The following is a 19,945-nucleotide window of genomic DNA, read 5'->3' on the forward strand; positions in this document are numbered from 1 at the left end:
TGTTGCCGGGGCAGATTTCGTGCTGGCCGGGGCGGCCGTGACGAGGATCTTCCGGTGTCTTTCTCTACGAAGGCAAACTCCTTGATTTATTCCTTGCCCCTGTTTCAACGGCTCGCGAGTGTCCGCGTGCGCCACGGCGAGGCGGAGCACGTGTTCACGCCGGGGTTCGGCGCCACCCCAAGGCCGGTCATGTGGACCGAGGTCCTGCCCCTGCTATGGTCGATCGGATCGATCGCGGTCATCACGGCGATCCTGTTCGTGCTCGACGAGCCGATCGCCGCAAACCTGGTGCCGATCGCCTACCTGGTCCCGGTCATCTTCGCCGCCACCCGATGGGGCATCTGGTCGGGCACGCTGGCATCGCTCACCGCGATCGCAGCGGCCGACTTCTTCTTTTTCACGCCGCTCTACAGCCTCCGGGTCGATAACCCGCAGGAGGCCATCGACCTCCTTGTCTTCCTTGTCGTCGCACTGGTGAGCAGCAACCTTGCATCGCGCCTGCAACAGGAGACCGAAAGGTTGCGACGCCGCGAGCGGGAGATCCAGCACCTCTATGAATTCTCCAAGCGCCTCGCGGCGTGCTTCACCATCTCCGACCTGATCGACGCCGTCGGGCACTATCTGGCGCATGCACTCGGCCAGCGCGCGGCTCTGTTCGTTGCGTCCGCGGGAGGTCATTTCGAGCCTGCACCGGGATCGGGAGACTCCCCGTCGGCCGTGCAGGATAACGTCGCCGCGATGACGGCGACGGTCGGCGCGACCGATCGCAGCATCACCGATGAATCGACCCAGGACGTGTGGCTGCTCCGCGCCATCGGTTCGAAAACCGTGGTGCACGGCGTCATCGCCATCAACGTCGGGCGCGGCACGCGCGAAGCCATCAAGTTGCGCACACGCCGGATCGAGACGGTGCTCGAAGAGGTCTCGTTGACGCTGCAACGGCTTGATATCGGCAAGGCGATGGACGACGCCAGGCTGCATCTGCAAGCCGAGCTGTTGCGGGACGCCTTCCACGGCACGCTCTCGCACGAACTGTGTTCGCCGCTCGCCGCCATCCAGGGGTCGGTAAGCGTGATGAAGGCGATGCCGGCCGCGACGGCCGACGACCGGCTGCGCTCGCTGATTGAAGCTGTCTCGGATGAGGTCGTCCGGCTCGACGGTCACATCCGTAATCTCCTGAACGCAACGCGCGTGACGGCCGGTGGGCTGACGCCCCGCCTCGAATGGTCCGACCCGCGCGACATCGTTAACGCCGCGGTCAAGGCGCGGGCACGGCGACTGGCGGCGCATCGCCTCGAGATCCGATTTGACGACGATCTCCCGCTGCTCAATGTCGATTCCGGCTTGATCGAGGAGGCCTGCGGTCAGTTGCTGGAGAACGCCGCCAAATACTCGCCATCCAAGTCGACGATATCAGTGCAAACCCGCCACGACGGCGTGCGCGTCGTGATGTCGATCACCGATCAAGGGGTCGGCGTCACGCCCGACGAGCAGCGCCTGCTCGGCCGCAAATCGTTCCGCAGCCCGCGCCATCAGGCAAGCGTCCCCGGTTCGGGACTCGGGTTCTGGATCGCATCGACCTTCATCAGGGCACATGATGGCACCGTGGAGATTGCGAGCCGTGGGCACGGCCTTGGGACAACGGCATCGATCTTGCTACCGGCACCGCAGACCATGGATTTGGAACTGGTGACCCGCGACGATGAGTAAGCCGCGTAACCTCGTCCTGCTCATCGACGACGAGCCGAAGATCCGCCGCTTCCTGCGCGCCGGGTTCGAAATTCACGGCTTCTCGGTCGGCGAGGCGGAGAACGCCGCCGACGGCTTGAAGATCGCGACCTTCAACGCGCCCGATCTCGTCATCCTCGATCTCGGACTGCCGGACCTGCACGGCAGCGAGACGCTGGAGCGGCTGCGCTCCTGGTCCAATGTTCCGGTGATCGTGCTCTCCGTCGAATCCGACGAGGACGAGAAGGTTCGCCTGCTGCAGGCGGGTGCCGACGACTATGTCGTCAAACCCTTCGGCATGGCCGAGTTGCTGGCGCGCAGCGACGCCGCGCTGCGCCGATATTTCAAGAGCGCGACCGAGAATCCCGTCGTGGTAGTCGGCCCGCTGTCTGTCGATCTCGTCAGCCGCACCGTCTCGCTCAACCAGACCAGGATCAAGCTGACGCGGAAGGAGTACCGCCTGCTGCACGTGCTGGCGGTCCATGTCGGCCTGGTGGTGACGCACGACCAGTTGCTGAAGGAGATCTGGACCGGTAACCAGCGCGACAACATCCAGTATCTGCGCATCCTGGTGCGCAAGCTGCGGCAGAAGATCGAGGCCGATCCGAACCAGCCCCGGCTGCTGGTAACCGAGTCGGGCGTCGGCTATCGGCTGGAAAACCGGATGGAGACCAGCGTTGCCGATTGAATATCCGGGCGCCCGCCGGCCGGCACATATACAATAATAATATATTTTCAACCCGGAAAGCTTTAGCGTGCCCGGAAAAGGGGCACGCGGTGCAGTTCCTGATTCAACCGTTTCATTTCCTGGGCGTCGAGGGTCAGAACTGGATGCTGATCGTGGTGGCGCTCGTCGCCGGCTTCGCGCTGTTCGGCTGGAGGACCCGGGACCGGGGCTGAGAGGTTCGGGATCGGCGGATGTTCCTCGTCCCGCCCCTGCCCATCCGGCCAGTTTCGCGGCCAGCCGCATCATCCCAGATTGAGGGAAGCCAACGGAGTTTCCCATGACCGAACCGAACATCCTTTCGTCGCTGTCATCAGCCCTTGCGGAGACCATCGCGCGCGCTGCGCCCGCGATCGTCTCGGTGCATTCGTATCGCGCGCGCGCATCCGGCTTTGTCTGGAAGGCCGGCCTCATCGTCACCGCCGACGAGGCGCTCGCCGACGAGGGCGAGATCGAAATCCAGTTCGCCGACGGCAGCCGCAGGCCGGCGACCGTCGTCGGACGCGACCACACCACCGACATCGCCCTGCTGCGGGTCGATGGCGATGTTGCCCCCGTCAAGCAGTCGACCGCGGTCCCTGCGCTGGGGTCGCTCGCGGTGATCGTCGCGGCCGACCGCGGCGCGCCGAGCGCGCGGCTCGGCATGGTCGGGCATACGGGCCCGGCCTGGCGCAGCCTGCGCGGCGGCGAGATCGACGCACGGATCGAGCTCGACGTCCGGCTGCGGCACAGCCAGCAAGGCGGACTGGCGCTGAACGCCGCGGGCGAAGCGTTCGGCATGGCCGTGCTTGGCCCGCGCCGCGTGCTGACAATTCCTGCCGCCACCATCGAGCGGGTCGCAGCCCAGCTCGAGAAGAGCGGCCGCATCGCGCGCGGATATCTCGGCGTCGGGTTGCAGCCGGTCCGTCTCGACGACGGCATCGGCGCGATGGTGATGAACATCGACAAGGCCGGCCCATCGGCCGCCGCCGGCATCCGCCAGGGCGACGTGATCATTGCCGTCAACGGCGAGAAACTGTCGGGTGTGCGGGCGCTGTCGCGCGGCCTCGGACCGCAGAGCGTCGGCAGCGTCGTCGACCTCACGGTCCATCGCGGCGGCGAGCCGTTGAGCTTCAAGGTGACAGTCGGCGAGAGGCCTGAAACGTGAGTGATGAGCCTGCCCCCGACATCGTCATCGCACTCGAGATCGACGATCCCGTGCTCGCCGACCGGCTGGCGACGTTGCTTGGCAGCGTCGCCGGCCTGCGGCTTGCCGCGCCGGGCGAGCAGGCGGCGGCGGCGATCGTCGCACGCAACCGGGAGGCCGCAGCTGCCGGCGACTTCGAGCTGACGCCGCGCGAGCTCGACGTGCTGGCGCTGCTCGCCGAGGGCGCATCCAACAAGAAGATCGCACAGCGGCTCGGAATTTCCGTCCACACCGCCAAGTTTCATGTCGGCTCCCTGCTCGACAAGCTCGACGCCACCGGCCGCACCGACGCCGTCGCGCACGCGGCGCGACGCGGGGTGATCAATTTGTGAGGGGTGGGCTGCCGGCCGTCGAGGTTTCTCCTCGCGTCGTCCCTGCGAAAGCAGGGACCCATAACCACCGCCTTGTGTAACGGAACTCGCTGGGGCCACAGCGTTGCGCAACAACCGCACCCTGTGGTTATGGGTCCCGGGTCGCGCGGAGCTTGCCCGGGACGACGGTGAGCGTGTGGCACCATCTGTGAGTCACAGCTCGCATTCTCGCGACACGCCAACTAAGTGATTGCGAGAATTCCGCCATACGAACCGGTGTTAGACCAAATGCGTAAGTAATCGTCCGGATACAGACGCCGCTTCGATCTGGCTATGCAATCGTCAGCCACCAAAAAGAAACGGCATGAAGAAGCTGATCGATCGTCATCGGAATATCCAATACACGCTCACCAACACCGAACCCGACCTCTGGAGCTGGTCATTCGAAATAAACGGAAACGTCAAGCGCGGTACCACACGCGCCAGGCTCGGCCTGCTGGCGCAGCGCCGGGTCTGTACGCTGATCGATCGCGAGTTGAAGAGTGCCGAGCGGACGAAGCCGCAAGATCCTGACTCAAGATCCTGACTAGGGTTTCGTCGCCGCCTTCATTCAAGCCGAAGCGATGACGGACGCGGCGACGTCGAGCCGTGGCCCGGCATAGCGCTTGTCCTCGGGCCCGCCCTCGCCGTGGCCGACGCACCAATTGGCCGGCCATGACAATCGCTCGAGCCCGGTCGCCGATATCGCCGTGAACGAAGTCCAGCGCGCCTCACCGCTGCGTCGCCACAGCACGCCGCCCGGTCCCATGTCCGGATAGAGCGCGATGTCGAGGTCGAAATCGCTGCCGGCGCCGAGATCGGGACCGACCCAGTAATGCGGGCTGCGCCCGCGCTCACGCCCGAGGATCAAGGTGAGCGTCTGGTTCGGCCCGCGCAGTCCAAGCCAGAGCGGTGCGATCACGTCAGGCGCTGGCGTGCAGAGCAGGGTTTGCGGCGCGGCGGTTCCCGCAGCCGTCCGGCCCGACAATTTCAGGGCAACGACCGTCCCGGATGCCGGCGTCCCCGACAATGGCGCAAGGCTGATCCCACGCGGCAGTGGCGTCCACGCGGTGGGGTCGAGGGCCGGCAACGGCCATGCCAGTTGCTCGCGCACGACGCCTTCGGTATCGAGCACCTGATAGCGAAGACCGTGCTGATCGAGCGCGGCCTGCACGCAATGCAGATACTCGACGCCGTCGGGCATCCGATGCGCAGTGCCGGCACCCGCCGTGCAGATCTGCAGCACGCCGCGATGGACCTGAACGTCGAAGGCGAGGATGTGGCTGCACAGATAGGCGGTGACATCGGCACGGACCAGGATATCCCAGAACCGCGCGCTGTATTCGTGGCCGATCTCGCGCTGATAGCTGCCGCTGAAGCCGTTGATGGGGTAGACGGGATGATGGCCGAGCACGAGCTTGTGCCTGGCGTCCCTGTGCTGTTCGAGGACCGCTTCCAGCCAGTCGGTCTCGACATGCCCCTCGCCGCCGAGGCCGCTCCACAGCGTGTGCACGAACACCATCACGAGATCGTCGCGGCGAACCCAGTAGGACAGGCCTTGCTGGCCGGGCGGCCCGTTGTGCGGCAGCTTCAGCACCCCGCGAAACACCGCCTCGCTCATCTCGTCATAGGTGGTGTGGTTGCCGGTCGTGTGCCACAGCGGCACCGCGCGCCGGTCGAGCCAGGCCATCTCGACCTCGAACCAATGCCGCCACTGGGCGCGCAGCGCGTCGGCGTCGGTGGTGAGGCCGACGATCTCGTCGCCGGGGAAGAGGATGAATTCGGGCGCAGGATGCAGCCGGCGCACCACATTGTTCACCGAGGCGAAGGTGCGCTCATGCAGCGCGTCGGGAACGCCCGAACAGGCGTCGGCATAGATCACGAACTGATGGCCAGGGTTCGCCGGCAGCAGGGACGGGATTCGATCATTCATGGCCGGATCGTATCGTGAGGGGGCGCGCGATGACCATGCCACAATCGCGTGCAAACCACACCAAGACGTGACTTTCGGAAACGCTGGTCTGCCGGCACGTGCTAGGCGGCGGCGTGCCAAGCTGCTAGCCTTTTGCGCTTCAGATTGCCTTACTCGAGGATCGGAGCAAATGGACAACCGAAGTGATGTTTGGCGCGGCGTCGACACGATCAAGCCGCGTTTCATCGAATTGAGCGACCGGGTCTGGGCAATGCCCGAGGTCTGCTACACCGAGGCGCGCTCATCCGCCGAACATCTGGCCGAGCTGCGCCACCAGGGTTTCCGTATCACCGAGAACCTCGCCGATATTCCGACCGCGGTGATGGGCGAATGGGGCGAAGGCGGACCCGTAATCGCCTTCCTCGGCGAATATGACGCCCTGCCCGGCCTCAGCCAGGAGGCCGGCATCGCCGAACATCGTCCGGTCGAGACCGGCGGCCACGGCCATGGCTGCGGCCACAATCTGCTCGGCTCGTCAGCCCTGCTTGCCGCCACCGCGGTGAAGGACTGGCTCGCCGCCAACAAGGTGCCGGGCCGGGTGCGCTATTACGGCTGCCCCGCCGAGGAAGGCGGCGCGGCAAAGGCGTTCATGGTGCGCTGTGGCGCCTTCGAGGATGCCGACATCGCCATCACCTGGCATCCGCACAGTTTCTGGGAGGTGGCGGTGACGCCGTCGCTCGCCAACACCCGCGCCGATTTCATCTTCACCGGGCGGACCTCGCATGCGGCGGCCTCGCCGCATCTCGGCCGCAGCGCACTCGACGCGGTGGAATTGATGAATGTCGGCGTCAATTACATGCGCGAGCACATGCCGAGCGATGCGCGCGTGCACTACGCACTGCTCGACACCGGCGGCATCGCGCCCAACGTGGTGCAGGCCCATGCCCGCGTGCGCTATTCGATCCGCGCCCGCGACCTGCCCGGCATGAACGAACTGGTCGAGCGCGTGCACAAGATCGCGCAGGGCGCCGCGCTGATGACCGAGACCAAGGTGGAGATGAAGATCATCTCCGCGGTCTCCAACATCCTGCCCAACACGCCGCTGGAGCAGACGTTGCACCGGATCATGGAAGATCTCGGCCCGCCGCATTTCGACGATGCCGACAAGGACTTTGCCGGCAAGATCCGCGCGACCCTGACCGACAAGGACATCGCCTCGGTCTATTACGCGATCGGCATGGAACCGACCGACCGGCCGCTGGCCGATTTCCTGGTGCCGATCGACGCCAAGCGCAACCCGCTGATCGGCTCGACCGATGTCGGCGACGTCAGCTGGGTGGTGCCGACCGTGCAGGTCCATGCACCGACGGTTGCGATCGGCACGCCGTTCCATACTTGGCAGGTGGTGGCGCAGGGCAAGACGCCGGCCGCGCACAAGGCAATGGTGCAGGCCGCCAAGGCGATGGCCGGCCTAGGCGTCAAGGCGCTGATGGAGCCGGAGCTGATCGCCGCCGCCAAGGCCGACCTCAAGAAGCGCACCACCCGGACGCCCTATGTCAGTCCGCTGCCGGCGAATGTTGCACCGCCGTTGGACATGTCGATCGCCTGAGGGCCGCGTCTGCCGTCCAGACCGCCGCTTTGAAACGAAATCCGGCCAGGGCCCCGCTCCGATTGGATCGGAATGGGGCCTTGGATTTTTGTTTGACGTGGATTCTTCACGCGAACCGGCAGCCGGTTCGCTCGAAAACGCTGTTGCGTGACAAAAAAGCATCTCAGAACAAAGGATGACGAATAAATTTTCCGCACTGCGAGGCGCGCGTAGGCGGACTTTCGCGCCGAAATGCCGAACCGATGTGCGGCCCGGACAGCTTCTGCACAAGCGATAGCCAAAAGACCTAGACGTAGAGCCCCGGGAGGCGTTGACCTTCGCGGTCATTCGGTGTGCCATCTGCCGCCAGAACGGCGGCCGGTTCCAAGGCCCGCCGCAATCACACGTGAGCCGGACCGAGGGGACTATGTTCGACAAGAATCTGAGAGGCATGATCGACGACGTGAAGGACGGTCGGATGGACCGCCGCGCCTTCGTCAAGCGAATGATTGCCGTCGGCCTCACCGCGCCGATGGCGAACCAGATTCTGGCGATCGGCGGCGTCGCGATGGCGCAGAGCCCGAACCCGTACAAGCCGACCAAGCGCGGCGGCGGCGGTCCGCTGAAGCTGCTGTGGTGGCAAGGCCCGACCCTGCTCAATCCGCACTTCGCCACCGGCACCAAGGACCAGGACGGCTCGCGGCTGTTCTACGAACCGCTCGCAAGCTGGGATGTCGACGGCCATCTCAACCCGATCCTCGCCGCCGAGATCCCGTCGATCCAGAATGGCGGACTTTCCGCCGACGCCAAGACCGTAATCTGGAAACTCAAACCGGGCGTCAAATGGCACGACGGCAAGCCGTTGACAGCCGACGATCTCGTGTTCAACTGGGAATATGCCAGCGACCCCGCGACCGCGGCCGTCTCGATTGAGACCTACAGCGGCCTGACCGTCGAAAAGATCGACGATCTCACGATCCGCATCACTTTCAAGAAGCCGACGCCGTTCTGGGCCAATGCCTTTGTCGGGGCCTATGGCTGCATCATCCCGAAGCATCTGTTCGCGGATTACAAGGGCGGCAAGTCCCGCGAGGCGCCCAACAATCTGAAACCCGTCGGCACCGGCCCGTACAAGTTCGTCGAGTTCAAGCCGGGCGATCTGATCCGCGGCGAGATCAACCCCGACTACCATATGGCCAACCGTCCATCCTTCGACACGATCGAGATGAAGGGGGGCGGCGATGCCGTCTCGGCGGCACGCGCGGTGATCCAGACCGGCGAATATGATTTCGCCTGGAACATCCAGGTCGAAGACGAAGTGCTGCTGCGGCTCGAAAAGGGCGGCAAGGGCAAGGCCCTGTTCGCGGTCGGCGGCGACATCGAGTTCATTGCGATCAACTTCACCGACCCCAACACCGAGATCGATGGCGAACGCTCGTCGATCAAGACCAAGCATCCGATCCTGTCCGATCCGAAGGTACGCCAGGCGCTGGCGCTGCTGGTCGACCGCGACTCCGTCAAGAAGGCGATCTACGGCCGTGCCGGCCGCACCACCGCCAACTATCTCAACGGCCCCGAGGAGTTCGTCTCCAAGAACACCAAGTGGGAATTCTCGGTCGAGAAGGCGAGCGCGCTGCTCGAGCAGGCGGGCTGGAAGCTGGGCACCGACGGCATCCGCGAGAAGGACGGCAAGAAGCTCAAGCTGTTGTATCAGACCTCGATCAACGGGCCGCGGCAGAAGACCCAGGCGATCGTCAAGCAGGCCTGCCAGAAGGCCGGGATCGACGTCGAACTGAAATCGGTGGTGGCCTCGGTGTTCTTCTCCTCGGACGTCGCCAACCCCGACACCTACGCCCACTTCTACGCCGACATCGAGATGTTCCAGATCCCGATGACCCAGCCCGATCCTGCTTTGCACATGCGCCGCTACCACTCGCGCAACATCGCCACCAAGGAGAACAAGTGGCAGGGGCCGAACTTCCCTCGCTGGGCCAACAAGGAATTCGATGCCGCGATCGACGCAGCCGATACCGAAACCGATCCGATCAAGCGGGCCGACCTCTACATCAAGGGCAATGACCTGATGTGGCAGGACAATGTGATGATCCCCGTGATGCATCGGCTCGCGGTGGAGGCCTCCTCCAACACGCTGCGGCCGGCGCTCTCGGGCTGGGCCAACCAAACCGACAATCTGCAAGACTGGTATCGTGAAAACTGAGCCGTGAGGAGCTCTGTCCGCGAGCGCGCTGAAAGGTGAGTTCGCGGAGAGTCCCTCACCCGGACTTCAAGTGGAGCCTGTCATCGGGTGGCGCTTCATGCCGACCCGTTGGCTTGAATTCCGACCTCTCCCCGCACGCCGTGCGGGGTGAGGTTCGGCTTTCGGCGGGAAGCGAAATCAATCGTGGTCAAGGTGCAAGCGTAAGTCAGATGATCCGTTCATGAGTCAATACATCCTGCGTCGTCTGATGATCGCGATTCCGAGCCTGCTCGGAATCTCGCTCGTCCTGTTCGTCGTGCTGGCGCTCGCGCCGGGCGATCCGTTCAGCGAGCTCGCGACCAATCCGAACGTGCCGCCCGAGGTGCAGGCCGCACTGCGCGCCAAGTTCGGCCTCGATGACCCGATCTATCTCCGCTACCTGCACTGGCTCGCAGCGATGGCGCAGGGTGACTGGGGCTTCTCCTTTGTCAGCCGGGTCGATGTCGACACACTGATCCTGCAACGGCTGCCGACCACACTCTACGTGGTCGGCTCATCGCAGCTGCTGGCGCTCCTGATCGCGATCCCGGTCGGGGTCTATGCCGCCACCCGGCCCTACTCGGTCTTCGACCAGCTTGCCAACACCTTCGCCTTCATCGGCTTCTCGCTGCCGACCTTCTTCACCGGCATCCTGTTCATCCTGATCTTCTCGGTGAAGCTGGACTGGCTGCCCTTCGTCTACACCAGCGTGCCGGGAAGCGGCATCCCCTGGCTGCTGGAGATGATCCGGCAGGCCATCATGCCGGTGATGGTGCTCGGCCTGTTCCAGGCGGCGTCGATGACCCGCTTCGTACGCTCGGCGATGCTCGACGTGATCCGGCTCGACTATGTCACAACCGCCCGTGCCAAGGGGCTCGGGCAGGCCAAGGTGATCGTCAAGCACGTGATGCGCAATGCGATGATCCCGGTCGTCACGCTCGTTGCACTGCAAGTGCCCGCCGTGTTCGGCGGCGCCATCGTCACCGAGCAGATCTTCCGGATTCCCGGCATCGGCTCGCTGCTGATTTCCTCCATCCTCGCCAATGATACGCCGGTCGTGATGGCCGTGACCTTCGTCTTCGCGTGTCTCGTGGTGCTGTTCAACCTGATCGCAGATGTCCTCTATGGCTGGCTTGACCCTCGCATCTCCTTCCGCTGAGCGGCGCGGCTATTCGCCCCTGCGCGAAACCTGGCGCCGCTACCGCCGGCACAAGCCGGCCGTGGTCAGCGCCGTGCTGCTGCTGCTGCTGATCGCGGCCGTCGTGATCGGTCCGTTCATCTGGCGCGTCTCCATCAGCGACATCGACGTGGTGGCGGGCCTGCAAGGCCCCTCGCTGGCGCATCCGTTCGGCACCGACGATCTCGGCCAGGACCTGCTCGCCCGCATGATCTATGGCGGCCGCATCTCGCTCGCCGTTGGCCTCGCCGCAATGCTGGTCTCGGTATTCGTCGGCACGCTGATCGGCGCACTCGCCGGCATGTCGCGCGGCGCGCTCGGCTACGCGCTGATGTGGCTCACCGACCTGTTCCTGTCGCTGCCGCAACTGCCGCTGCTGTTGATGCTGATCTATCTGTTCCGCGACGGGCTGAAGGCCGTGTTCGGCCCGGAGGGCGGCATCTTCATCCTGATCGTGCTCGTGATCGGCGGATTGCGCTGGATGCCCGTCGCCCGCCTGGTGCGCGCCCAGTTCCTCTCGCTGCGCGAGAAGGAATTCGTCGAGGCCGCCCGTGCGCTCGGCGCAAGCCCGGTGCGCCAGGTCGTGCGCCACATCCTGCCCAATGCACTTGGTCCAGTGATCATCGCCGGCACGATCGACGTCGCCGCCGCAATCATCGCCGAATCGACACTCTCGTTCCTCGGCCTCGGCTTCCCGCCGGATACGCCGACCTGGGGCCGCATCCTCTATGACGCCAAGGACTTTCTCGACATCGGCCCGCATTGGGCGCTGTTCCCGGGCGGCGCGATCTTCATCGCCGTCGTCGCCATAAACTTCATCGGCGACGGGCTGCGCGATGCGCTCGACGCCCGCAAGGTGATCTGATGGCGCTGCTCGACATCAAGGGCCTGAAAACCCATTTCACCACCGACGCCGGCATTCTCCAGGCCGTCGACGGCGTCGACATCAGCATCAACCGGGGCGAGACGCTGTGCGTGGTCGGCGAATCCGGCTGCGGCAAGACCGTCACCGCGATGTCGATCCTGAAGCTGATCGCGATGCCGCCGGGCAAGATCGTCGAAGGCGAGATCATGTTCGAGGGCCGTGACCTCGTGCCGTTGACCAGCCGCGAGCTCGACGACATCAGGGCCAAGGAGATCGGCTTCATCTTCCAGGAGCCGATGACCTCGCTCAATCCGGTGCTGACCATCGGCGAGCAGATCGCCGAAAGTCTGCGCCGCCACGAGGCGGTGACCAAGAAGCAGGCGCTCGAGCGCACCATCGAGATGCTGAAGCTGGTGCAGATTCCCAATGCCGCGGGCCGCGTGCATCATTATCCGCACCAGTTCTCCGGCGGCATGCGCCAGCGCGTGATGATCGCGATGGCACTGGCCTGCCGGCCCAAGCTCGTGATCGCCGACGAGCCGACCACCGCGCTCGACGTCACGATCCAGGCGCAGATCCTCGACCTCCTGCAGGACATGAAGGAACGCTTCGGCATGGCGGTGATGCTGATCACGCATGCGATGGGCGTGGTCGCCGAGACCGCGCAGCGCGTCGTCGTGATGTATGCCGGCAAGGTGGTGGAAGAGGCCCCGGTCGACGAGTTGTTCGGCAACCCGCGCCATCCCTACACCCAGGGCCTGATCCGCTCGATCCCGCGCATCGATCTCGACGCCGAGCACAAGACCCGGCTGGAGGCGATCGGCGGCTCGGTGCCGATCCTGATCAATCCGCCGGTCGGATGCCGGTTTGCGCCCCGCTGCAAGCACGCCATGAGCATCTGCACCCAAAAGGAGCCGCGCCTGCGCGAGATCGCACCCGGCCATCGCATGGCCTGCCACCTCGGAGACGCGTCATGAGCGAGCCGCTGCTGCGCGTCAGCAATCTGAAGAAGCACTTTCCGGTGCTGGGCGGCCTCTTGTCGCGCGAGGTCGGCCAGGTCTATGCGGTCGACGGCGTGTCGTTCTCGGTCGACCGCGGCGAGACGCTGGGGCTGGTCGGCGAATCCGGCTGCGGCAAGTCGACCACCGGCCGCTGCGTGCTGCGGCTGATCGAGCCCACCTCGGGCGAAGTCGTATTCGACGGCCAGAGCGTCACGGGTCTCGGTGGCGGCGACCTGCGTGCCATGCGGCGCAACATGCAGCTGGTGTTCCAGGACCCGTTCGCCTCGCTCAATCCGCGCATGACGGTCGGCGCGATCCTCGGCGAGCCCTTCATCATCCACAACCTCGTGAGCTCAGCCAGCGAGCGCGAGGACCGCGTCGCCAATCTCCTGGTCAAGGTCGGACTGAAGGCCGAGCACATGCGGCGCTATCCGCATGAATTCTCCGGCGGCCAGCGCCAGCGCATCGCGATCGCTCGCGCACTGACGCTGGAGCCGAAGCTGATCGTGTGCGATGAGCCGGTCTCGGCGCTCGACGTCTCGATCCAGGCCCAGGTCATCAACCTGCTGGAAGATCTGCAGGCCGAGCTGAACCTGACCTATCTGTTCGTCGCCCACGATCTGTCGGTCGTGGAGCACATCTCCGACCGCGTCGCCGTAATGTATCTCGGCCGCATCGTCGAGCTCGCCAAGGCCAGCGACCTCTATCGCAATCCGCAGCATCCCTACACCAAGGCACTGCTCTCGGCGGTGCCGGTCGCCGATCCCAAGGCAAAGCGCGACCGCATCCGCCTGAAAGGCGACGTGCCGAGCCCGATGAATCCGCCGCAGGGCTGCCACTTCCACACCCGCTGCCCGATCGCCGAAGAGCGCTGCCGGCAGAGCGCGCCGGAACTGCGGGAAGGCAGCAACGGGCATTCCGTGGCGTGCCATCTGGCTTAGGATGGATCGCGTCGCACGATAAGGCGGAGCATTGTATCGACCTACAGCGCGTTCTGCTCCTCGCCGTCACCCCCGCGCAACGGCTCCGCCGTTGTCGCTGGAGGTGGCCGCTTCTTCAGCGGCCCTCGAAGGGTCGACGGCCCGGCTGGGGGCCGTGCATCCTTCGAGGCTCGCTCCGCTCGCACCTCAGGATGACGGGACAAAGCGCCTTGCTCGATAAAGCTTTGGCTAGCGCCGGCGCCTCTTCACAACCTTCGTCTTGGCCTTTGATTTAGCTATCGGCTTGCGCCGCGCAATCGGCGCGCCCTCCACCGCCCTCGCCTCGCTCTCACTCACCTCCGCCCGGAGCGTCTCGAGCAGCCAATCACGGAACGCGCGCATACCGGGCGTCACTTCCCGCGACTTCAGCCAGGTCAGCCAATAGGATCCCGCCGGGACCTCGGCCGCGAATGGCCGGACCAGCCGGCTTGACGTCAGCTCGTTGTTGAACATCGCAATCGGCACCAGCCCGACGCCGACACCGCGCGCGGCGGCCTCGGCCATCGCGACCGAACTGTCGAAGATCGGCCCCTGGATCTTTGGACACGGCGCGCCGGCTACCGCAAACCACAGCGGCCATTCTTCGGCGCGGTAGGAGCGCAGCAAGAATTCCTGCGCGAGGTCGGACGGCTTGCGCAGCCGGCCTGCCACATCGGGGCAGCACACCGGCGAGAGCGGCGCGGACAACAGATGGATCGCCTCGGTGCCGTGCCAGGAGCCGTCGCCGAAGCGCAGCGCCAGATCGAGCCCGTCGCCCGCGATGTCGACACGGTTGTTGTTGGTGAGCAGACGCAGGTCGATATAGGGATGCGCGCGCTTGAAACGGTCGACCCGTTGCAGCAGCCATCCGGTTGCAAAGGTCGTGACGCAGCCGACGGTGACGACCTCGCGCGTGCCCTTGGCCTCGATGCGGTCGATCACGGCCCCGATCCGGTCGAGCGCATCTGACAGCACCGGCAGCAGCGCCAGCCCCTCGTCGGTGAGCACGAGCCCGCGCGGCAGACGGCGGAACAGGCTCGCACCAAGCGTATCCTCGAGCTGCTTCACCTGATGGCTGATCGCGGTCTGCGTCACGCGCAGCTCCATCCCCGCGCGGGTGAAGCTCAACAGCCGCGCGGAAGCCTCGAAGGCACGTAATGCGTTCAGCGGGAGATGCCGGCGCACGGCGTCATGACCAAGTTTTTCTCATGCCTCACTGTATAAATGATAGTTTGTGCGCCGTCACGCCGCCCGGCAGGTTCGCGCCGCCAACGGAGACGAGACATGCTGACGAGACGGACATTCGGATTGCGCGCACTGGGCCTTGCGGCTTCCTGCACCCTGCCGCGGCCAAGCACCGCGGCCGAAGAAAGCGCCGCGGCGGGAGCAAGCGAGGCGGCGCAACGGCTGCAGCAGGAGTTTGCGCGCATTGAGCTCGCGACCACCGGCCGGCTCGGCGTTGCAGCGCTCGACATGGAGACGGGATTGCGCGCGAGCCGACGCGGCGACGAACGGTTCCCGATGTGCAGCACATTCAAGGCGATGGCCTCGGCCGCCGTGCTGCACCGGGTCGACCGCGGTGAATCCAGCCTCGACCAGCGCGTGCAGGTTGAGGCCAAGGATATCTTGGTCTACGCGCCCGTGGCCAAGCAACATGTCGGATCGAGCATGACGCTGTCCGAACTCTGCGAGGCGGCCATCACGCTGAGCGACAATACAGCCGCTAACCTGCTGCTGCGTGAGATCGGCGGGCCTGCCGGCTTCACCAGCTTCTTCCGCACCATCGGCGACAATGTCAGCCGGCTCGACCGCCGGGAGGTCGAGCTGAACGAAGCCGTGCCCGGCGATCCGCGCGACACGACGAGCCCTGTGGCGATGCTGAAGGATTTGCAGCGCGTGGTGCTCGGCGATGTCTTGCAGCCCATGTCGCGCCAGAAGCTGACCGACTGGATGCTCGCCAACAAGACCGGCGACGCCAGACTGCGCGCCGGCTTGCCGCGCGACTGGCGGGTCGGCGACAAGACCGGCAGCGGCGAGCGTGGCACCTATAACGATATCGGCGTGTTCTGGCCGCCTGGCCGCAAGCCGATCGTGGTGACGGTCTACCTGACCGGGGCAAGCGCACCCATGGACAAGTGCAACGAGGTGATCGCCAATGTCGCGCGCGCCGTTGCCAATGCGAGCACCGGGCAGACCGGCTAGCACGGCAACGGGCTCTACCTCACCTCTCCCCGCATGCGGGGAGAGGTCGGAACGCATCACCAGATGCGTTCCGGGTGAGGGGGAGTCTCCGCGCATCCGTCTACCTTCGCATGCGCTGAGAGAGCCCCTCACCCCGACCCTCTCCCCGTAAGAACGGGGCGAGGGAGCGCAGAGCCGTCGCGCTCGCTATTCGATCCATCTCATCGTATTGCTGCGCTGCTTGGCAGCACCAAAGGATCATGCGACGCTCGATCCGAATGGCGATGCGCTCGGCAGGCCATCCGGAGGAGCAGTCTTGGTACGCCGCATCGCCCTCGCCGCGCTGTTTGTTGCAGGTCACATCCACGGCAGCTTTGCTGCGGCCGACCCGGCACGGTGCCGCGAACTGATCCGCAAATACGAGACCGACAAGGCCCAGCTCAGTGCGGTCGAGATCTCGCTGACCTTGTTCGCGGCCGCCAACGCCGATTGCATCAACCTCGCCACCGATCTGCTCGATCATGGCGCCTCGGTCGATGCGCGGGACCGGCTCGGCGCCAGGCCGCTGAGCCACGCCGCCCGCTCCGGCCATCTCGACATGGTCGACCTGCTGCTGGCGCGCGGCGCGCCGGTCGATGCCCGCAACCTCGCGGGATCGACCGCGCTGTATTTTGCCGCCGAGCGCGGCCATGTCGCGATCGTGCAGCGCCTGATCGACCGCGGCGCCGACGTCAATCTCGCCGGACGCAGCGGCGGCTCGCCGGTTGCGGCCGCCGCCTATGCCGGCCGGGACATGGTGGTGCGCATGCTGCTGGCGCATGGCGCCGACGGCCGCAAGGCCGACGATACCGGCAAGCCGCCGGTCGTGTATGCAGCGGCCGGCGGTCAGCTCGGCATCGTCAAGCAGCTGCTGGCGCGCGATATCGACATCAACGCGCGTTACGCCAACGATCTGACGCTCTTGATGTGGGCCGCCGGCCCGGATGAGACCGTGCCGGAAGCTCAAGCGCTCGAGGTCGTCTCGTATCTGCTCGACGCCGGCGCCAAGGTCGACGAACGCGATGCGCGCGGCCGCACCGCGCTGATGATCGCCGCCGAAGGCAATCATCCGGCGATCGCGAAAGCTCTACTGGCCCACGGCGCCGATGCTGCGCTCGCCGACAAGGCCGGCAAGCACGCCGCCGATCTCACCATCCTGTCGGCGCTGCGCGACGAGCTGACGCCGCGGTGAAGAATGATGAGTTGAAGCGAGCAACAAGCTCCGCATCACCTCGCCCCGCCTGCGGGGAGAGGTCGGAACGCATCGTTAGATGCGTTCCGGGTGAGGGGAGCTTCCACGAGCGCGTCTATCACTCTATTGCGGAGACACCCCTCACCCCAACCCTCTCCCCCGTAAGAACGGGGAGAGGGAGAGCAGCCACGACGAGAGGTGAGCCCCGCGCCACTACAATCCCGCCAGATACTCCACCAGCGCGGCGAGGTCGTCGGGCGAGGTCGCCAGCATCAGGTCCGACATGCCGGGATTGTTGCCGCGCGCACGGGTGCGGAAATCGGCGATGGTCTTGGCAAGATAATCCCGCCCCATCCCGGCAAGCCGCGGCACCGTACCGTCGCCCTGGAAGCGATCGAGATGGCAGGCCGGGCAGCCGACCGAAGCGCTGGCGCTGACTGCCTTCGCCGCCACGTCCTTGGGCGCGCGCGGCTGGCCGAGATCGGGCCACGGCTTCTGCGAGAAATATTCCGCGATCGCCAGCATGTCGTCGCGCTCGAACTGCGTCGCGATCGGCTGCATGATCTCGCTCTTGCGATCGCCGCGCTTGAAGTCGCGGAGCTGGATATAGAGATAGCCGGCCTGCTGGCCCCAGATCGTCGGAATGGTCTTGTCGACCGGCTTGCCATCCTCGCCGTGGCACCCGGTGCAGACCGCAACCTTCTCCGCGATCGTCTCCGCGCGCGCCTGTGACGCAATCAGAAACAGCGCGGCGCCGCACATCATCAATTTGCCGAACATTGGCTCATCCGAAGAAAACAGAGGCGGGACCGAACCGGTCCCGCCTCGCTGTCAATGTTTGCAACGCGTGGCGATGCATCACGCCTTGGCTCAGTCGAGCGTGAAAGCGATGATATTGTTGCCACGCTTGAAGTCGACCTGGGTGTTGCCGCCCGCACCGACCACGACATATTGCTTGCCGCCGATCATGTAGCTCGACGGCGGCGCATTGACGCCGGCGCCGGCGCGGAAGCTCCACAGCTCCTTGCCCGTAGAGGAGTTATAGGCCGCGAACTTGCCATTGCCTTCACCGGTGAACACCAGACCGCCGGCGGTAGCCAGAATACCGCCGATCATGGGCTCGGGTGTCTTGACCTGCCATTTGATCTTGCCGGTGTTGTAGTTTACCGCGGTGATGTTGCCTGACTGCTGTTCACCGGGGATTGCCGTGAAGGCCCCACCCAGCCACAGCTTGCCGTTCGGATAGGGCGAGCTCTCGACACGGTAGTGCATGGGCTGATGCAGGTTGATGGCGTAGGCCAGCTCCTGTCCCGGGTCGGTCGCGATCGGCGACCACTCGACGCCACCATTGGCGCCGGGCAGCATGCGTGCGCCTTCCTTGGTCGGCAGCACCCACATGTTCTCCTGCGGCACCATCGTCTCGGAGAAGCGGATCAAGCTGCAGTCCTTGCGATCGTGCACATAGATGTGCCCGGTCTTGCCGGCATGGATGACACCGGGAATCCTCTTGCCGTCCTTGTCCTTGACGTTGACCAGCACCGTCGGGCTGACCGCGTCGAGGTCCCACACGTCATGGGCGATGTACTGGAAGTGGCAGACATACTTGCCGGTGTCGAGATCGAGCGAGACCAGCGAGTTGGTGTAGAGGTTGTCGCCGGGCCGGTTCGAGCCGTCGAGGTCGGGTGACGGATTGCCGACGACGAAGTAGATCCGGTTGGTCGCGAGATCGACCGACGGGTTCTGCCACACGCCGCCGCCGAGCTTGGCGTAGGGATCGCCGATCTTGGCGAGCATGTCCTTCTCGGCCTGGATATTGCGATGCATGTCGCGGCCGGTGGCGTCCTTGGTCGCCCAGACGCCGACCGAGTTCTCAGGAATGGTGTTGAAATTCCAGAGCTGCTTGCCGGTCTTGGCATCATAGGCGCGCACGAAGCCGCGGATGCCGTATTCGCCGCCGTTGGTGCCGATCAGCACCTTGTCCTTCACGACGGTCGGCGCCATCGTCTCGCTGTAGCCGAGCTCGGGATCGGCGATGTTGGTGGTCCAGACCACCTCGCCGGTCTTGGCATTGAGCGCCAGCAGCTTGGAATCCAGCGTCGCCAGATAGACCCGGTCGCCGAGCACCTGTATGCCGCGATTGTTGGGACCGCAGCAATAGACGGTGATCGGGCCCATCTTGTGGGCGTAGTGCCAGAGCTGCTGGCCGGTCTTGGCGTCGAGCGCATAGACATGGCTGAACGACGTCGTGACATACATCACGCCGTCGACGACGATCGGCGATGTCTCGAGCGATTCCTTGACGTCGGTCTGGAAAATCCAGGCGACGTGCAGGTTCTTCACATTGTCCCGGCCGATCTGCTTGCCCGGATAAAACCGCGTCTGGGCATAATTGCCGTTGGTGAGCAGGAAGTCCTTGCTGTTCTTGTCGGCGGCGTTGAGCTGCTCCTGGGTCACCGGCGAAACATTGGCGTTACCAAGGACCGACTGCTTCTCCTGCTTGACTTCCTGTGCGATGGCCGCGCCCGACAACAGGCCAACGCCGACCGCGGCGGCAAATGCCGCAAGCCCTTTCACATACATGTCTTCCCCCGTTGTTTCTTGGTTGCAATATCAGGGATGGTGTTTGCTACTTCCCCCTCGAGGCCCGACCGCCGCAGCGAGCGCGTACCGTTGCGCGAGTTGGTTGCGCTGCAATACATGATTGGAAAAAGATAACGGCAGGCATCGATGGACGGATTCCATGTTAGCGCCGTCTTTCACAAAGACAATCGATGCGCTCAATGCGAAGCCGGAACTGGAGAGGTTCG

At 65.1% G+C, this 19,945-nt stretch carries 18 protein-coding genes; 14 read left to right on the plus strand and 4 right to left on the minus strand.

Annotated features, from left to right (window positions below; translation table 11 throughout):
* Positions 1-93: 93 nt before the first annotated feature.
* The 6 genes from FNJ47_RS00830 (at position 94) to FNJ47_RS00850 (ending at position 4,535) form a co-directional block, all read left to right on the plus strand.
* Complete coding sequence (locus FNJ47_RS00830; RefSeq protein WP_163149493.1) at positions 94-1,710, plus strand: DUF4118 domain-containing protein; 1,617 nt, start codon at positions 94-96, stop codon at positions 1,708-1,710.
* Complete coding sequence (locus tag FNJ47_RS00835) at positions 1,703-2,416, plus strand: response regulator (RefSeq protein ID WP_163149495.1); 714 nt, start codon at positions 1,703-1,705, stop codon at positions 2,414-2,416. The genes FNJ47_RS00830 and FNJ47_RS00835 overlap by 8 nt, the downstream gene beginning before the upstream one ends.
* An 89-nt stretch (positions 2,417-2,505) precedes the next feature.
* The gene (locus FNJ47_RS53130; protein WP_283811171.1) at positions 2,506-2,628 is read left to right on the plus strand and encodes a hypothetical protein; all 123 of its coding nucleotides are present in this window, start codon (positions 2,506-2,508) and stop codon (positions 2,626-2,628) included.
* Between the two features lie 104 nt (positions 2,629-2,732).
* Positions 2,733-3,599 carry a S1C family serine protease gene (locus tag FNJ47_RS00840; protein WP_163149497.1) on the plus strand — a complete coding sequence of 289 codons (867 nt, stop codon included), beginning with the start codon at positions 2,733-2,735 and terminating at the stop codon, positions 3,597-3,599.
* Positions 3,596-3,970 carry a LuxR C-terminal-related transcriptional regulator gene (locus FNJ47_RS00845; protein ID WP_163149499.1) on the plus strand — a complete coding sequence of 125 codons (375 nt, stop codon included), beginning with the start codon at positions 3,596-3,598 and terminating at the stop codon, positions 3,968-3,970. Before FNJ47_RS00840 ends, FNJ47_RS00845 begins: the two co-directional genes overlap by 4 nt.
* A gap of 343 nt (positions 3,971-4,313) precedes the next feature.
* Positions 4,314-4,535: a hypothetical protein gene (locus tag FNJ47_RS00850; RefSeq protein WP_163149501.1), complete on the plus strand. Its 222-nt coding sequence runs from the start codon at positions 4,314-4,316 to the stop codon at positions 4,533-4,535.
* Between the two features lie 24 nt (positions 4,536-4,559).
* Here FNJ47_RS00850 and FNJ47_RS00855 read toward each other — a convergent pair whose 3' ends face one another.
* Positions 4,560-5,921, minus strand: coding sequence for a metallophosphoesterase family protein (locus FNJ47_RS00855; protein WP_163149503.1), 1,362 nt, complete (start codon positions 5,919-5,921; stop codon positions 4,560-4,562).
* Positions 5,922-6,090: 169 nt separating this feature from the next.
* On the opposite strand from FNJ47_RS00855, the gene FNJ47_RS00860 reads away from it, so the two are divergent.
* The 6 genes from FNJ47_RS00860 (at position 6,091) to FNJ47_RS00885 (ending at position 13,708) form a co-directional block, all read left to right on the plus strand.
* The gene (locus tag FNJ47_RS00860) at positions 6,091-7,509 is read left to right on the plus strand and encodes a M20 family metallopeptidase (RefSeq protein ID WP_163149505.1); all 1,419 of its coding nucleotides are present in this window, start codon (positions 6,091-6,093) and stop codon (positions 7,507-7,509) included.
* 406 nt (positions 7,510-7,915) lie between these two features.
* The gene (locus FNJ47_RS00865; protein ID WP_163149507.1) at positions 7,916-9,706 is read left to right on the plus strand and encodes a peptide ABC transporter substrate-binding protein; all 1,791 of its coding nucleotides are present in this window, start codon (positions 7,916-7,918) and stop codon (positions 9,704-9,706) included.
* Between the two features lie 220 nt (positions 9,707-9,926).
* Positions 9,927-10,883: an ABC transporter permease gene (locus FNJ47_RS00870; RefSeq protein ID WP_163149508.1), complete on the plus strand. Its 957-nt coding sequence runs from the start codon at positions 9,927-9,929 to the stop codon at positions 10,881-10,883.
* Entirely contained in the window at positions 10,849-11,766 is a 918-nt protein-coding gene (locus tag FNJ47_RS00875; RefSeq protein ID WP_163149510.1) for an ABC transporter permease, read from the plus strand. Before FNJ47_RS00870 ends, FNJ47_RS00875 begins: the two co-directional genes overlap by 35 nt.
* Entirely contained in the window at positions 11,763-12,743 is a 981-nt protein-coding gene (locus FNJ47_RS00880) for an ABC transporter ATP-binding protein (RefSeq protein ID WP_163149644.1), read from the plus strand. Before FNJ47_RS00875 ends, FNJ47_RS00880 begins: the two co-directional genes overlap by 4 nt.
* Positions 12,740-13,708 carry an ABC transporter ATP-binding protein gene (locus FNJ47_RS00885; RefSeq protein WP_163149512.1) on the plus strand — a complete coding sequence of 323 codons (969 nt, stop codon included), beginning with the start codon at positions 12,740-12,742 and terminating at the stop codon, positions 13,706-13,708. Before FNJ47_RS00880 ends, FNJ47_RS00885 begins: the two co-directional genes overlap by 4 nt.
* A gap of 228 nt (positions 13,709-13,936) precedes the next feature.
* Here the strand turns inward: FNJ47_RS00885 and FNJ47_RS00890 are convergent, their stop codons facing one another.
* Positions 13,937-14,911 carry a LysR substrate-binding domain-containing protein gene (locus FNJ47_RS00890; protein ID WP_163149514.1) on the minus strand — a complete coding sequence of 325 codons (975 nt, stop codon included), beginning with the start codon at positions 14,909-14,911 and terminating at the stop codon, positions 13,937-13,939.
* Positions 14,912-15,010: 99 nt separating this feature from the next.
* Between FNJ47_RS00890 and bla the strand changes: the two genes are divergently transcribed.
* Together bla and FNJ47_RS00900 are read left to right on the plus strand one after the other, a co-directional pair.
* A complete protein-coding gene (gene bla / locus FNJ47_RS00895; RefSeq protein ID WP_163149516.1) occupies positions 15,011-15,928 on the plus strand; it encodes a class A beta-lactamase in 918 nt (305 codons plus the stop codon).
* Between the two features lie 295 nt (positions 15,929-16,223).
* Complete coding sequence (locus FNJ47_RS00900; protein ID WP_163149518.1) at positions 16,224-17,138, plus strand: ankyrin repeat domain-containing protein; 915 nt, start codon at positions 16,224-16,226, stop codon at positions 17,136-17,138.
* Between the two features lie 213 nt (positions 17,139-17,351).
* Here FNJ47_RS00900 and FNJ47_RS00905 read toward each other — a convergent pair whose 3' ends face one another.
* Positions 17,352-17,918 (minus strand): c-type cytochrome, encoded by a 567-nt coding sequence (locus FNJ47_RS00905; RefSeq protein ID WP_235999262.1) that lies wholly within the window; start codon positions 17,916-17,918, stop codon positions 17,352-17,354.
* 90 nt (positions 17,919-18,008) lie between these two features.
* A complete protein-coding gene (locus tag FNJ47_RS00910) occupies positions 18,009-19,718 on the minus strand; it encodes a pyrroloquinoline quinone-dependent dehydrogenase (RefSeq protein WP_163149520.1) in 1,710 nt (569 codons plus the stop codon).
* Positions 19,719-19,945: the final 227 nt, after the last annotated feature.

The sequence above is a fragment of the Bradyrhizobium uaiense genome (genome assembly GCF_010811875.1).
Taxonomy (GTDB): Bacteria; Pseudomonadota; Alphaproteobacteria; order Rhizobiales; family Xanthobacteraceae; genus Bradyrhizobium; species Bradyrhizobium uaiense.

Excerpts from the sequence above, each read along its gene's own strand:
- FNJ47_RS00835 (WP_163149495.1), top strand. The coding sequence starts at position 1,703 with ATGAGTAAGCCGCGTAACCTCGTCCTGCTCATCGACGACGAGCCGAAG.
- FNJ47_RS00840 (WP_163149497.1), top strand. The coding sequence starts at position 2,733 with ATGACCGAACCGAACATCCTTTCGTCGCTGTCATCAGCCCTTGCGGAG.
- FNJ47_RS00850 (WP_163149501.1), top strand. The coding sequence starts at position 4,314 with ATGAAGAAGCTGATCGATCGTCATCGGAATATCCAATACACGCTCACC.
- FNJ47_RS00855 (WP_163149503.1), bottom strand. The coding sequence starts at position 5,921 with ATGAATGATCGAATCCCGTCCCTGCTGCCGGCGAACCCTGGCCATCAG.
- FNJ47_RS00860 (WP_163149505.1), top strand. The coding sequence starts at position 6,091 with ATGGACAACCGAAGTGATGTTTGGCGCGGCGTCGACACGATCAAGCCG.
- FNJ47_RS00865 (WP_163149507.1), top strand. The coding sequence starts at position 7,916 with ATGTTCGACAAGAATCTGAGAGGCATGATCGACGACGTGAAGGACGGT.
- FNJ47_RS00870 (WP_163149508.1), top strand. The coding sequence starts at position 9,927 with ATGAGTCAATACATCCTGCGTCGTCTGATGATCGCGATTCCGAGCCTG.
- FNJ47_RS00875 (WP_163149510.1), top strand. The coding sequence starts at position 10,849 with ATGGCTGGCTTGACCCTCGCATCTCCTTCCGCTGAGCGGCGCGGCTAT.
- FNJ47_RS00885 (WP_163149512.1), top strand. The coding sequence starts at position 12,740 with ATGAGCGAGCCGCTGCTGCGCGTCAGCAATCTGAAGAAGCACTTTCCG.
- bla (WP_163149516.1), top strand. The coding sequence starts at position 15,011 with ATGCTGACGAGACGGACATTCGGATTGCGCGCACTGGGCCTTGCGGCT.
- FNJ47_RS00905 (WP_235999262.1), bottom strand. The coding sequence starts at position 17,918 with ATGTTCGGCAAATTGATGATGTGCGGCGCCGCGCTGTTTCTGATTGCG.
- FNJ47_RS00910 (WP_163149520.1), bottom strand. The coding sequence starts at position 19,718 with ATGTATGTGAAAGGGCTTGCGGCATTTGCCGCCGCGGTCGGCGTTGGC.